Origin of the sequence: Pedobacter sp. ASV12 (assembly GCF_016429155.1) — a bacterium.
In the GTDB taxonomy this organism is placed as follows: Bacteria; Bacteroidota; Bacteroidia; order Sphingobacteriales; family Sphingobacteriaceae; genus Pedobacter.
The window spans coordinates 1-14,011 of record NZ_JAELUC010000057.1; the positions used below are offsets into that span (position 1 = coordinate 1).

Consider the following 14,011-nt stretch of genomic DNA (forward strand, 5'->3'; position numbering starts at 1 on the left):
AGATGTGTATAAGAGACAGGCTGAGGCTTTAAAAACCGCTTGCGATTCATCCAAAACAATGGCTCATTAGCAATAAACTTAGGTTCAGGAATAGTGCCTGCTTCAATGAAATGGGTAAACGAAACCAATCAAACGGTTGGAACAACTACTACCATAAACAATTTGGTTGCAGGCCTATATAAACTCTATTTAAAAGACGAAAATGGTTGCGAAGCGCTGTACAAATCGATTACGATCAACAGAATAGCACCACTAACCATTAATGAGGGCGCCATCAATATCAGTTCAGATCTTTGTGGACAAGGCGTAGGCGCTATCGACAATGTTATAGTTACAGGGGGACAAGTCCCTTATCGGTACAATTGGAAAAATCAGGATCAGCAACAAATCGGGACCATGCCAAACCTCTCCCATTTGCCGGCTGGCATCTACACGCTTTCGGTAACCGATGCCTTGAACTGCGAAGTAAAAACATGGCAAGTTGTTATCCAAAACCAATCGTCGTCTTTAGAAACACCCCTTGTAGATCCTATCAGCATTTGTGCGCCCACTAAAGTCAATATAGCCGTAAAAAATGCAGTAAGCGGTGGAACTTACAGGCTGTATGCTTCCTTACAATCTACACAGCCGATCGCAGAACAAAAAAACGGCATATTTCAAATCGACGTAGCTACCAATTCATCATTCTATGTTACGCAATTTTTAGGGGATTGCGAAAGCGCAAAAGGTGTAATCAATATAGAATTAAATGGTGCAGAACTTAAAATCCCCAGTTCTTTCTCGCCAAATGGCGATGGTGTAAATGATTTGTGGTCAATTACGGGGCTCGATAAATACCCACGTGCCCAAGTAAAAATATTCAACCGACTAGGCACCAAGGTCTTTGAATACACCGGATCGGCGCTAAAGTTCGATGGAAAATATAGGGGAAGTAAATTGCCACCTGGTGTTTACTATTACATGATTTCGTTGTCAGAGAACTGTCGACAGCTTTCAGGAAGCCTGCTCGTTTTATAATTTTAGCTAAGTGTTCAGACGAAAGATTTTTATTGCTAATATGCCTTTCCGCTCAAAAAAGAAGAAAAGATAACAAATTGGCTTTTTTGTTTATTTTCGCAACGTACATTTAAAACTACATGAAAAATTTTCGCTCTATCATCTTACTCTTAAGCTTATTAACCCTTGGATTAAGCGCCTGCCAAAAACCTATCGATTTTCCGGAAGGTTCGGGGCCTGGTGGCACAAAGAAAACAATTTCAGCCTTCTTTAAGGCCAAAGTAAACGGAGTTTGGGTAGAATGCAACATAACTACCGTGCAACTTTACAATACTCCTAACCCCACTATCCAGATTTCGGCTTTCAAAGGTGCTACAGATGGTTTTACCATTGCCCTGCAAGACTATACCGGCGTTGGTGATTATAGTTTGGGTTCGCTAAACACGGCATCTTATGTGAATGATTTCAAAAACCCTTTTTCGAACAACTTTATAGCCGAGAAAGGCAATGTTAAGATTACCAGTGCTAATGCCAAAACGATTAAAGGTACTTTTGAATTTAGTGGCTTCAACATCGATGGAAATGCCACCAAAGAGATAACCGAAGGCTCGTTTGAGCTATCGCTAGAAACACCAATCGCTCCGACACCTGGCGATAACGACAAAAACCTAAGCACCAAAGTTGATGGCACTCCAGTATCATTTATTGTAGCGGCCGCGGGCATGGTACAAACACCATTGGGCAAAACCATCAGTATTGCTGGCGTCAATGGCACAAAAACCATCTCTATAGCCATTTTTGATTATACCGGACCTGGTACCTACGCCCTGAATGACTTGGCTCAGGTGGGCTACAACCAAGACCAGAGCCAAACGGGCTCTTTCCTGTCTACAAGTGGCAAAGTAGTGGTGAACAGCTACATTAATGGTGTAATCAAAGGGACTTTCGAATGTGTGGCGCCAAATGAGGATAGCAGCCTTAATACCAAAGTAACGCTTACCGAAGGGAAATTTGAGGCCAAATTGCAACAGTAGGCAATTTTCAGTTGGCAATTGCCGATTTCAGTTGCAATTTTTAGTTGGCAGTTACGATTGGTTATTTTGTTTTATCTCCGTTCAACCATTTAATCAACTTTATATGAAGATTTTTCGCTCCCTCCTTTTAGCAAGCAGCTTTTTGTTTGCATTGCTTTTTTTATCAGTCAATTGCGCAGCCCAAAGTCCAACATACCAAGCCTTGGTTGCTATAAACTACAGCTCAACCAATAGTAGCCTAGATGTTAAAACAGTGCCTACTTTAGAAGATTTTAACAGCAAAAAGAACAAAGTTTGGGGCAATATCTATTTCAAATATTTCAAGAACAGCAATTTCACCATTGTTGATGAAGACCCTTTTAAATTTACGGCAACTAACGAATTGGCCTATTTAGTTTATTGCGGCACACAAGAACCTTTAACCCTCAGCTTCAAGAAAAGCGAACAGAATAAATCATTTAACCTTGATATCGTGATGTTTTCGGTTGAAAACGGCAAAGTGATTAGCGAAAAAATAAAAGGAAAAAACTATACCGTTATTAAAGAACCTAGTCAGGTTAAGCTCGAAATCAACAAAGATGCCATGAAGCCAGGTGCTTACCTTAGAATTATAAGTACCGTTGAAGCTTCCAACTTAAAGCAGATCGGTATTTTCAGCTTTGCCAAGCCAGTAACAGGAGATTACGAGTTTATGGTAACTGCCAATATCCCTTCGGCGTTTGAATATGAAATACCTTCTCAGCTACAATTCAAGGAACAGACAACCAAAGAAATAAGGCTAAAGCGGATCGTGCCTTCATCACCACCTATAATCGACTACAATATGGTGAGCAACCTGAGCAAATGGACTTTGCCAAGCAATATAAACGACGAAATAAGCTTTAACCTTAAAAACATCTTTTTTCCTTTTGATGTTGGCGTTAAAGCGCAACGCATTATGGAAGCCAAATAATTTTAGAGCGCGGCTTTGATCGAATCTTCGGAGCGGGCAACCACGGCTTTGTCTTGATTAACTATAATTGGCCTTTGGATCAATATCGGGTTATCGTGCATAACCTGCAGCCACTCTTCGTCGCTCAGATTTTTGCCTTTATAGTTTTCTAGGTAAACGGCTTCGTTGGTGCGGATCAGATCGTGCGGCTTGCACCCAAGCTTTTCTATAACCTCCTGTAGTGTGGCTAAACTCGGCGTATCTTTCAAATATTCGATGATTTCGAAAGGCTCTCCGCATTCGGCCAAGGCTTTTAAAGCGGCGTTGCTCTTGCTGCAACTGCTGTTATGGTAAATGGTAATCATCTTTAGTTTTTGCCGTACCAATCGTGTTGGTCTATTCTGGTAATTTCGGGCTTCCCGATTTCGTTAAGCAAGCGGCGTGCGCCCACCAAAGTACTGCTCTGTGCATCGTAGTCGGCCGCGGTGGGCACCAAGCTATTGATTTTAACCATGCCTGCCGACTGGATAAACTGACCATTGCCCATGTAAATAGCCGTATGGGTAACCCTGCCACCGTTAACGCCCCTGCGCTTGGCCGCCGAGAAAAACAGCAGATCTCCGGGCTGTAGGTTATTGAGGCATTTGGTGAGGCTGATGTTATCGTTTTCGAGCACATCAACCGGATTACCAACCAGCGCCTGTTGCGAAGCATCTCTCGGAATCACGATCCCATTAAGAAAATAAGCCGTTTTGGTAAAGCCGCTACAGTCTACTCCTTTGATAGAGGTACCGCCCCATAAGTAAGGCACGCCCAACAAAGTTTGTGCGGTTGCCAAAATGGCATCGGCATTTGGATTGGGCCGTTTGATCCATTGATTGTATAATTTGGCCTGAACCTGTGGCAGGTAAGCTATCCGGCCATCGGGATAGCTTACCTTGTAAAAATCCTTCTCCTGCCCTAACAATTGCAGGATATTACCACTTACCAAATCAGATACTCTTTTCGAGCTCACATCGGCTTGGCTATAACTATGGCCATAATCGGCCACAAAAACAATTTTGCTTGCCTTTTGCCAAGCTTCAAACTGCGCTTTGTCCATCAGGCCTAGAGCACTGCCGTCAACCCACGACAAGTAGCCATCGGGGGTTTGCACCAAATAGAAACCTCCCTGTTTCTTGAATACCTTTACAGGAGTGCCCAAAAGCATTTGGGTTAGGAGCTCTGCCGCATTTTGCGGATGCGCCCTGTTGTTGCAAACCGAAAGGTTGGCCACACCATATTCCAAACCGTTCAGTTCTTTGGCGGGCAAGAGTACCGCACTGAACTTGAACGATGAAGCCTGTGGCCTTACCCGCTCAAATTCGTCCAATACTTTTTTTGAAGTGCTTTCCAGCTTTGCCGAATCGCCTTTAAGCTGCAGGTTGAAATAGATGGCTCGCTTATCGGGCGCATATTGTTTTTGTATTTCAACGGCTTTGGCTCTGTAGGTGCTGGTATCTGTTTGGGCACCCGCTACAGTCCCATACAGGCATAAAAATAGTACTGTATAAAAGCTTTTCATCTGCTTGTGAATTGAACAACTAAGTTACGTAAACTTGATTCTTTAATCCGAATGATAAGGTAATTTAATATTTACATCTTGCTTTTGGCGCTAATCCTGCAAACAGTTTCTTTAAAAATTATGTTATATTAGTTACTGTACCTTAGCCCTGAAGATCACTCGCATGTTAAAAAAACTACCGCTCCCTTTTTGGACCATCGCCTTGCCCGTGCTGGCTTGGATTGCCTATATCAGCCCGATTAATGGATTGGGCATTTTTGACGTGGTGATTTTAACCGCTTTGCTAATCGGTAGCGTTTTAGCCGCGGTACACCATGCCGAAGTTGTTGCCCACAGGGTTGGCGAACCTTACGGAACGCTATTGCTGGCCTTGGCCATTACCACCATAGAAGTAGCGCTGATTGTTTCGTTGATGCTTACTGGCGGACCCGAAACGACCGCCCTGGCAAGAGACACGGTTTTAGCGGCCACTATGATTATTTTGACCGGCATGATCGGAATCTGTTTATTGGTTGGGGGTGCCAAATACAGGGAACAGGAATTTAGCTTAAGTGGCGTGAGTGTGGCTTTGGTAGCCTTAATTGCCATTACCGTACTGACACTGATCTTGCCCAATTACACCACCAGCACGCCAGGCCCTGTTTATAGCCAGGTGCAGCTGGGCTTTGTGGCCATTATATCTCTTGTTATTTATGGCGCATTTGTATTGACCCAAACAGTTAGGCATCGCGATTTCTTTTTGCCACCAGGAGCAGATGGAAACGAAGATGAGCATGCTGCTCCGCCTACCTCAAAAACGGCATGGCTGAGTGGCTTTTTATTATTGGTTTGTTTGGGGATTGTGGTTTTATTGGCGAAAGCCCTGGCACCCGACATTGAAAAAGCGGTAATCAATGCTGGAGCCCCCAAATCGTTGGTAGGTGTAATTATTGCCGCGGTGGTACTTTTACCCGAAGGCTTGGCAGCCTTTGCGGCCGCCAGGAAAAACAGGTTGCAAACCAGCCTAAACCTGGCCCTGGGCTCGGCCTTGGCCAGTATCGGACTTACCATACCAGCAGTTGCCATGGTAGCCCTATTTACCGGAATGACCATAACCCTGGGTATAGACATGAAAGCAACCGTGCTGTTGCTCTTGTCGTTATTTACCATTATGCTATCGTTGGCTACCGGCAAAACCAATATGCTACAAGGCGTGGTGCTGTTGGTTATTTTTGCCACTTACCTATTTACTACTATTGCACCTTAATTCGATTAGACACTATTTTTTTAAACCATTCTGATTAGCTAAATTGCCGGCTTTTAATTGAATGAGCCGTACAAATATCCGTTCCACTTCCATCTACCTGGCCTTAATTTACCGTTTGCTGTTGTTAATGGTCATGTATTCGCTTTGCCGGCTGGGCTTTTATCTCACCAACCGGTCGTTGTTTAATCATTTAGACTTTGGCGAACTGACTTATGTATTTCTAGGCGGGCTTAAATTCGATATCGCGTCCCTGCTTTATCTCAACTCGCTTTACATCGTACTGCAGGCCATTCCTTTTCCCTTTCGTTACCGCAACGGCTACCAGCGTTTTTGCCAATGGCTTTTCGTGGTGAGCAACAGCATCGGCATATTGGCTAATTTTATAGATTTCGCTTATTACAAATATACCCTCAAGAGAACAACTACGAGTGTATTTTCGCAGTTTAGCAACGAACAGAACAAGCTCAAGCTGACCTTCGATTTTTTGATTGACTATTGGTACCTGCTCATCTTTTTTATCCTCTTTATTTACGGTTTTATCAAACTTTACCAATGGATCAAGGTACAGGCAACTCCAAAATTCACCTGGCAGGTTTACCTTGCTCAAACCCTGGCCTTTATCCTGATTTTGGGATTTTGCGTAATTGGCATGCGGGGTGGCTGGCGCCATAGCACGCGCCCTATTACCTTGAGCAATGCCGGCGATTTTGTGAAATCGCCAAACGATATGAGTTTGGTGCTCAACACGCCGTTTACCATCATGAAAACCATTCAATCGGCTAATTTGAAACCGGTTTACTATTACAGCGAGCAAACTCTTGACAGCCTTTACTATCCAATCCACAAACCCGAACACAAAGCGCCGTTCAACAAGCTGAATGTGGTTTTTCTCATCATCGAAAGCTTGGGCAAAGAACATGTCGGCGCCCTGAACAAAGACCTGCTCAACGGCCAATACAAAGGCTATACGCCATTTATCGACAGCTTGGCCGCGCAGAGCTTTACTTCTACCCGAACCTACGCCAATGGCCGCAAGTCTATCGACGCCCTGCCATCCATCATTTCGGGAATCCCGTCCATACGCGAGCCTTTTGTGCTTTCTACCTACTCGAGCAACAAAACAACCAGCATAGCCAAGCTGTTGGGCGACGAAGGCTACGAAACAGCTTTTTTCCATGGCGCACCCAACGGCTCGATGGGCTTTTCGGCCTATACCAACCTGGCGGGCATCAAAAAATATTTTGGCAAGAACGAATACAACAACGACGCCGATTTTGATGGCATTTGGGGCATATGGGATGAACCTTTTATGCAGTACATGGCCAAAACCATCAATACCTTTAAGCAACCTTTCTTTACGGCTTTTTTCTCTGTTTCTTCGCACCACCCATTTAAAGTGCCTGAAAAATACGCAGGAAAATTTCCGAAAGGCCCTTTGCCAGTGCAAGAACCGATGGGCTATACCGATATGGCTATCGGCAAGTTCTTCGCCACCGCATCAAAAATGCCTTGGTTCAAAAATACGCTGTTTGTGCTTTGCGCCGACCATGCCACGGTTTCATACCTGCCCGAATACAAAACTGTTGCCGGCGATTTCTCCATCCCGATTTTATTCTATTATCCGGGTGGCGACTTAAAGGGCCGGACCGACAAAATGATCCAGCAGATAGACATCATGCCTACCGTACTCAACTACCTGAACTACGACAAACCGTATTTCGCCTTCGGATTTGATGCCTTTAGTCCGCAAAAAAACAATTTTGTAGTGAACAACAACGACGGCACCTTTAGCTTTTACCTGGGCGACTACCTGATGATGCACAACGGCAAAAAGGCACTGGCGCTGTACGATTTAAAAAACGACCGCCTCAACAAAACCAATTTGGTTGACCAACGCCCCGAGATACAGCAAAACATGGAAAAATACCTCAAGGCTTTTATCCAGCAATACGACAACAGAATGATCAAAGACCAATTAACCGCCAAATAAGATGAGAAAAAGAGCCTTGATGATCATCGATTTCTTTTATCCCCCTTTTAAAAAATGGTTCAGCTTGCACACGTTCAGGTACATGGCATCTGGAGGCATTACAGCAGCTACGGGTATCGTGGTGTTTTACATTGCTTATAATTGGGTATTCCACCAAAGAGATTTAGTACTTGACTTCGACTATTTGCCTAAGGTCATTACGGCAGAAACGGCGGCTTTAATGGTAGAAACACCAATTACCTTTATGGTTGGATTTACGCTTAACAAATACCTGGTATTTACCCAATCTAATCTAAAGGGACGCATCCAATTATTCAGGTATGGCACGGTTGTAGCAACCAATTTCCTGCTTAATTTGGCCTTGATCAAAATAATGGTACAAGGTTTTGGCTTTTATGGCAGTGTTGCGAAGATAATTACAACGATGATTTTGATCATCTTCAGCTATTTCTCGCAAAAACATTTCTCATTCCGGGTTAAAAAACAATAATGAAGGAATGAAAGAATGATTGAATAATTGAATGAGGGAATGATTGGATGAGTGAATGAGAGATAAAGTTTTAAGCCCTCCTTCCTTCCGCCATCCAGCTCCCAACGCAATACGCTATACCCATCATCTTACCGTAAAAGCGCATTCTTTTTTGGATTACTAGCCCGAACCCGCTATTTTAGCCTAATTCCCACAATCCACATGAAAAATGAGCGATTTTAATGATTTTAACAATCCGCAAGTAGCTAAACTGCCGAAGCACCTCCGACAATTTATTGTTGAGCAACATTACGAAAAATACACGCCGATAGACCAAGCGGTTTGGCGTTATGTAATGCGCCAGAACTATAGCTATCTCAAACATGTGGCTTATTATCCTTACATCAAGGGCCTGCAGCGCGCCGGGTTGAGCATCGAATACATCCCGAACCTGCAAACCATGAACGACAACCTGGGCAAAATTGGCTGGGGTGCGGTAACCGTAGATGGTTTTATTCCGCCTGCCGCCTTTATGGAGTACCAAGCTTATCGCGTATTGGTGATCGCCGCCGATATCCGCCAGATCAACCATATCGAATATACGCCAGCACCAGACATTATCCACGAAAGTGCCGGTCACGCCCCCATTATAGCCGACACCGATTACAACAACTACCTCAGCTATTTTGGTTCGATTGGAGCCAAAGCCATGTTTTCGAGCAAGGATTTTGAACTTTACGAAGCCATACGCAAGCTTTCTATTTTGAAGGAAGCCGTAGATGCCAACGAAGAAGAAATTGCCCTCGCCGAAAAAAACCTGAGACATATTGCCGATAACATGGGCGAACCCTCAGAAATGGCTTTATTGGGCCGTTTACACTGGTGGACAGTAGAATACGGGCTGATTGGCACTTTAGAAGAACCTAAAATTTATGGCGCAGGTCTGCTCTCGTCTATCGGCGAAAGTGCTTCGTGCATGAAACCCGATGTAGCCAAGCTCTGGTACAACCTAGACACCGTAAATTACCAGTACGACATTACCAAACCGCAGCCACAGCTTTTCGTAACGCCTACTTTCCAAAACCTGATCGATGTTTTGGAGGCTTTTGCCGATACCATGGCCTTTAGGCGAGGCGGTTCGGAAAGCATCCTGAAAGCCATCGAGTGCAAAAACCCGAGTACTGCAGTTTACAGCTCTGGACTACAGGTGACGGGCATTTTTACAGATTTGGGCCTCGACCAAGCCGATGAGCTGACCTTTGTTAAAACCACCGGTCCTTCGGCACTCGCCTTTAACGGCAAGCAGTTGGATGGACATGGCAAAGATTACCATAAAGACGGATTTTCTTCGCCCGTTGGCCGCTTAAAAGGAAGCAGCAAAGCTTTGGAAGACCATAGCCTTGAAGCATTGGCAAATTTGGGCATTGCCGAAGACCAAAGAGCCGAACTGACTTTCGAAAGTGGCATTACGGTAAACGGTCTCGTTAAAAACATCATCCGTAAGGGCGATAAAACCATATTGATTGCCTTTGAAGACTGCACGGTAAAAGAAAGCAATGGCAATGTGCTGTTTAGCCCAGCATGGGGCACCTACGACATGGCCGTTGGCGAAAAAGTAGTTTCTGTGTTTAATGGTGCGGCCGATAAGGATGCCTACGAAGAAATTACTTTCGTAAGCAAGGAACAAACGCACAAAACCCAATACGACGACGCAACCCAGCAACTGCACAATTTATACCAAAAAGTGCGCGAGGTGAGGGAAAAACAAAGTGGTTATGCCCAATTGCCTGAAATTTTCGAGGAACTGAAAACCAAGCACAGAAGCGATTGGCTTTGCGCGTTGGAGATTTTGGAGATCGTTTACCATAAGCAACTGGATGCCCAACTGGAAAAGGAACTGCGGGTTTACCTCGAAATGAAAGCCGCTACCGAAACCGAGCTCAGCAAGCTGATTAACGATGGTATGCACGTCATTGCCAATCCGGTTACCCAATTAATTACAGAAGAATAACTCCCGCAAATCCATTCGAAAAAACACTTGCGAAGTTTTTTAAACTTCGCAAGTATACCTAACTTTAAAAGCTACTCCATTAGCAATTGAACAAACCCTAAAACATTCCAACGTTACAACCCCTCCAACCCTAAAGCATGAACGTTATCATTACAGGCGCCAGCAGCGGCATAGGCTTTGAAACCGCCCTCGAATTTGCATTAGACAGCAAAAACAAGATCTTGTGTATTGCACGCTCGGCCGACAAGCTGCGCAAGCTGCACGAAATTGCGACAGGCATCAATCCCGACTGCACTTTGCTGCCCGTGGCTTTCGATTTGGTAAATGACGATTATGCCGCACTTGTTCCTTTTATCAAAGAACGTTTAGGAACGGTCGACATCCTGATTAACAATGCCGGGAGCCTGATTAACAAGCCTTTTTTAGAAACCACGGCAGAAGACATGGCTACCATGCTCGAACATAATGTAATGAGCCACTTTAAAATGATCCGCTATACTTTAGGTTTTATGGGAAGCGGTGCGCACATTGTAAACATTGGCAGCATGGGTGGTTTTCAGGGCAGTGTCAAGTTTCCGGGACTGGCGGCCTATTCGGCCAGCAAGGCCGCTTTGCATACCTTGAGCGAATGTTTGGCTTTTGAATTGGCCAATACGGGCATCAAGGTCAATTGCTTGGCCTTGGGTTCGGCGCAAACCGAAATGCTCGAAGCAGCCTTTCCTGGCTACGAAAGTCCGGTAATGGCTTTCGAAATGGGCAAATACGTCGCCGATTTTGCTAAAACCGGACATAAATTCTTCAATGGAAAGGTATTGCCCGTAGCTGTTACAACACCCTAGTATTCAAAAGCATGCCCATACTTGGCATTAGTTTTGTTCCTGCCAAAGAACTAAAACTAAAAACTATATGGAAACACCCAACTTCTCTGCAGCCGACGACGGCAAAGCGGCAGCAATCGTCAGCTATCTGTCTATTATTGGCTGGCTAATTGCCTATTTTGCGTTGTACAAAGACAAAGAAACAGATTTGGCCCGCTATCATTTAAGGCAAACCCTATTATTTGCGATCGTGTCAACCGTTCTGTACATCCTACTTTCTATCGTCTTGGTACCCATCATCATTACAACCGGGCTTGTCTTTCTAGTCTATTTGCTGAATGTACTGTGGATTGCCTTGGCCATACTTTGGCTTATTGGACTGATTGGTGCCATACAAGGCCAGAAAAAACCAATCCCGTTTATCGGAGAAAAAGCACAAAGCATGTTCTCGAGCATTTAAATTTGAGGACTTAACCTAACCAATCCTGCCTTTAAGTTTAAGGGGCAGGATTTTTTTTTTGCACTAAGCCACAAGTTTTCAACACCTTACCCTATTTATATTTTTTTTCTATCTTTGAAGCGATTTATGAAGAAATTCCTATTCATTTTTTGCTTCCTATTTGTTTTTGCCTTAAGCAGCAAAGCGCAGGATAATGTTTCTTTACCGGCGCAGTATCAAAAAATGATGGAAAAAATCCTGGGCAACCTCCCAAAAGTGGCAACTTCTAAAGCCAATAGCCTGCTCGATTTTGCCAAATCCATGATCGGCGTTCCTTACAGGTATGCCTCCAGCAATCCGAATAGGGGCTTTGACTGTTCTGGTTTTGTAAGTTACGTTTTTGGAAATTTTGGCTTCAAGGTGCCCCGTTCCTCTCCAGAATTCGCTTCAACCGGTGTTCCGGTTAAATTATCGGAAGCAAAAGTTGGCGATGTACTCATCTTTACCGGCACCAGCCATAAATCGAAAAGGATTGGCCATGTAGGCATCATTTATTCTATTGACGATGAAGGCAACATCAAATTCATCCACTCTACCTCCGGAAAGGCCAATGGGGTAACCATTACCGATTTCGACAACTACTACAAAGGCCGTTTCGTCAAGGCCGTAAGCATCATGTAATTGCCTTTGCAATTCGCCACTTTTTCCTTAACTTCAAGCCATCATGGCCACAATTAAAACCAAGGCAACCGCACAACCGGTAGCAGATTTTTTGTCCCAAATTACCGATACCGTAAAGCAAAACGACTGTAAGGTTATTTGCGAGCTTATGGAAGAGGTAACCGGACAAAAGGCAAAGATGTGGGGGCCGGCCATTATTGGCGTAGGCGACTACCTGTACAAATACGACAATGGACGAACCAACGATTGGTTCATGATGGGCTTTTCGCCACGCAAACAGAACATCAGTTTGTACATTTTGGGTTGCAAGGCCGAAACCAAGTCGGCGCTCCTGGCCAATTTAGGCAAGCATAAAACCGGAAAGGGCTGCCTCTACATCAATAGGCTTTCTGATGTCGATATCGACGTACTTAAAAAGCTTTGCGAAGAATCGTATAACAACCTGAAAGACAGCTAATCAGTATTGAGCCAATTGTTAAAGCAGCACTACTTTTAACGCATCTTGGACCTGGCCAAGAGCCAGCAGCTGATGTGCCAACTCATGCAGCTCGCGTTCGCGGTTATTGGCATCGCCTATGGTGGCATCCAAAATATCCTTTACGGCAGTATTCCAACGCATACCGTCTATTTCTTCACCGCTTGGCAACTGTTCTACATTACCCAGCATGCCCAGGTCGTTGCCTGTTAAAACCCTGGAATTTCTGACCGATACCGGCAAAGCATCTACACCGATGCCCAAAGTTGTAAGTGGTTTAGCCACTTTAAAAAGGTTTTCGGCCGTTACCCTGCAATACCAGTCGCCACCCAAGCGGGCCACCAAATCTATTTTGGCCTGGTCTATTTTGCCATCGGCATCTAAAATCTCTTCTTTGATATGGATGACCTTGATTTCGGCCAGCACCAGGTTACCGGCACCATGCTGGTCGCCCAGCGCAATCACTTCCTTCACCACACACTCTAACTGTACCGGAGCCTCGGCCACTCTTGGTGGCTTTACCGTAAGTGATTCGAGCATGCCGAAACCCGCTTTCTCAAATTCGTTTACGCCTTTGGCATATTCGGTACTGGCCAAACTGGTTTGCTGCACCATCGCATAGTTTACAATGTTGATGACACATTCCTTTACCTGCAGGACGTTTTCTAAGGTATGTTTTGTGGTATTGTCGCGAACCCGGCGTGCCGGCGAGAAGACACACATTGGCGGATTGCTGCCAAACAGGTTGAAAAAGCTAAACGGACTGAGGTTAACCTGCCCATCGGCATCAACTGTTGAAGCAAAACAGATTGGCCTCGGCGCGATGGCATATTGCAGATAGTTCTGTAATTGTACTGGCGAAAGATCGGCGGTGTTTAGGGTAAGCATTTTAAAAGGGTTGGAAAGTTAGAGAGTTTAAAAGTTATAAGGTTGGAACGTTTTACAGGCTAATTTTTGGTGTTTTGTTTTTTGATTTTTTGGTGGCTTCAAAATTTTTCAAATAATCAATAAACCGTTTGGTTTTTGAAGGAACTCGATACTCATCTTATATAAAGCTATGTAGTGCTCTTCGCTTAATTTGCTTGTTTCTTTTAAAACAATGATTTTATTTCGAAACTCGCCCGAAGAGCCTTTTGCATAGATAAGAAAACGGATAAAGTCTGGGTTGTTGTTATACTCAAAGCCTTCGGCAACATTATCAGACATTGACATTGCGACTCTTCTTAATTGGTCTTTTAAGCCGAAATCTGATTTAATGGGTTCAAAATCCGAAATCCAATAGGTATCAACTGCGATTTTCTTAGCTATTTGCCAAATTTCAAGATCTTCAAATCTTTCAATCTTACCCATGCCTCAC

The 14,011-nt window shown here is 44.3% G+C and carries 15 protein-coding genes; 11 read left to right on the forward strand and 4 right to left on the reverse strand.

Annotation, left to right across the window (positions count from 1 at the left end; translation table 11 throughout):
- Positions 1 to 105 precede the first annotated feature (105 nt).
- The 3 genes from JHD69_RS13395 (at position 106) to JHD69_RS13405 (ending at position 2,982) form a co-directional block, all read left to right on the forward strand.
- Positions 106 to 1,017 (forward strand): gliding motility-associated C-terminal domain-containing protein, encoded by a 912-nt coding sequence (locus JHD69_RS13395; RefSeq protein WP_199140850.1) that lies wholly within the window; start codon positions 106 to 108, stop codon positions 1,015 to 1,017.
- 119 nt (positions 1,018 to 1,136) lie between these two features.
- Positions 1,137 to 2,030 carry a DUF6252 family protein gene (locus JHD69_RS13400; protein WP_199140851.1) on the forward strand — a complete coding sequence of 298 codons (894 nt, stop codon included), beginning with the start codon at positions 1,137 to 1,139 and terminating at the stop codon, positions 2,028 to 2,030.
- A 253-nt stretch (positions 2,031 to 2,283) separates the two neighbouring features.
- On the forward strand, positions 2,284 to 2,982 hold the full coding sequence (locus JHD69_RS13405; RefSeq protein WP_199140852.1) for a hypothetical protein: 699 nt from the start codon (positions 2,284 to 2,286) through the stop codon (positions 2,980 to 2,982).
- A gap of 2 nt (positions 2,983 to 2,984) precedes the next feature.
- Here JHD69_RS13405 and arsC read toward each other — a convergent pair whose 3' ends face one another.
- Both arsC and JHD69_RS13415 read right to left on the reverse strand, forming a co-directional pair.
- Complete coding sequence (arsC, locus tag JHD69_RS13410; protein ID WP_199140853.1) at positions 2,985 to 3,326, reverse strand: arsenate reductase (glutaredoxin); 342 nt, start codon at positions 3,324 to 3,326, stop codon at positions 2,985 to 2,987.
- Between the two features lie 2 nt (positions 3,327 to 3,328).
- On the reverse strand, positions 3,329 to 4,525 hold the full coding sequence (locus tag JHD69_RS13415) for a C40 family peptidase (protein ID WP_199140854.1): 1,197 nt from the start codon (positions 4,523 to 4,525) through the stop codon (positions 3,329 to 3,331).
- Between the two features lie 163 nt (positions 4,526 to 4,688).
- On the opposite strand from JHD69_RS13415, the gene JHD69_RS13420 reads away from it, so the two are divergent.
- The 8 genes from JHD69_RS13420 to JHD69_RS13455 all read left to right on the forward strand — a co-directional run bounded on the left by JHD69_RS13420 (position 4,689) and on the right by JHD69_RS13455 (position 12,636).
- On the forward strand, positions 4,689 to 5,771 hold the full coding sequence (locus JHD69_RS13420) for a calcium:proton antiporter (protein ID WP_199140855.1): 1,083 nt from the start codon (positions 4,689 to 4,691) through the stop codon (positions 5,769 to 5,771).
- 61 nt (positions 5,772 to 5,832) lie between these two features.
- Positions 5,833 to 7,761, forward strand: coding sequence for an LTA synthase family protein (locus tag JHD69_RS13425; RefSeq protein ID WP_199140856.1), 1,929 nt, complete (start codon positions 5,833 to 5,835; stop codon positions 7,759 to 7,761).
- A 1-nt stretch (position 7,762) separates the two neighbouring features.
- Positions 7,763 to 8,251 (forward strand): GtrA family protein, encoded by a 489-nt coding sequence (locus JHD69_RS13430; RefSeq protein ID WP_199140857.1) that lies wholly within the window; start codon positions 7,763 to 7,765, stop codon positions 8,249 to 8,251.
- Between the two features lie 208 nt (positions 8,252 to 8,459).
- Positions 8,460 to 10,241: an aromatic amino acid hydroxylase gene (locus tag JHD69_RS13435; protein ID WP_199140858.1), complete on the forward strand. Its 1,782-nt coding sequence runs from the start codon at positions 8,460 to 8,462 to the stop codon at positions 10,239 to 10,241.
- 137 nt (positions 10,242 to 10,378) lie between these two features.
- Entirely contained in the window at positions 10,379 to 11,080 is a 702-nt protein-coding gene (locus JHD69_RS13440) for an SDR family oxidoreductase (RefSeq protein WP_199140859.1), read from the forward strand.
- A gap of 67 nt (positions 11,081 to 11,147) precedes the next feature.
- The gene (locus tag JHD69_RS13445; protein WP_199140860.1) at positions 11,148 to 11,519 is read left to right on the forward strand and encodes a DUF4870 domain-containing protein; all 372 of its coding nucleotides are present in this window, start codon (positions 11,148 to 11,150) and stop codon (positions 11,517 to 11,519) included.
- A 126-nt stretch (positions 11,520 to 11,645) separates the two neighbouring features.
- Positions 11,646 to 12,179: a C40 family peptidase gene (locus tag JHD69_RS13450; RefSeq protein WP_199140861.1), complete on the forward strand. Its 534-nt coding sequence runs from the start codon at positions 11,646 to 11,648 to the stop codon at positions 12,177 to 12,179.
- Positions 12,180 to 12,222: 43 nt separating this feature from the next.
- Complete coding sequence (locus JHD69_RS13455) at positions 12,223 to 12,636, forward strand: DUF1801 domain-containing protein (protein WP_199140862.1); 414 nt, start codon at positions 12,223 to 12,225, stop codon at positions 12,634 to 12,636.
- An 18-nt stretch (positions 12,637 to 12,654) separates the two neighbouring features.
- Here the strand turns inward: JHD69_RS13455 and JHD69_RS13460 are convergent, their stop codons facing one another.
- Positions 12,655 to 13,542, reverse strand: a complete 888-nt coding sequence (locus tag JHD69_RS13460) for a flavin reductase family protein (RefSeq protein WP_199140863.1) — start codon at positions 13,540 to 13,542, stop codon at positions 12,655 to 12,657.
- Between the two features lie 108 nt (positions 13,543 to 13,650).
- On the reverse strand, positions 13,651 to 14,004 hold the full coding sequence (locus tag JHD69_RS13465) for a four helix bundle protein (protein ID WP_199140864.1): 354 nt from the start codon (positions 14,002 to 14,004) through the stop codon (positions 13,651 to 13,653).
- Positions 14,005 to 14,011 lie beyond the last annotated feature (7 nt).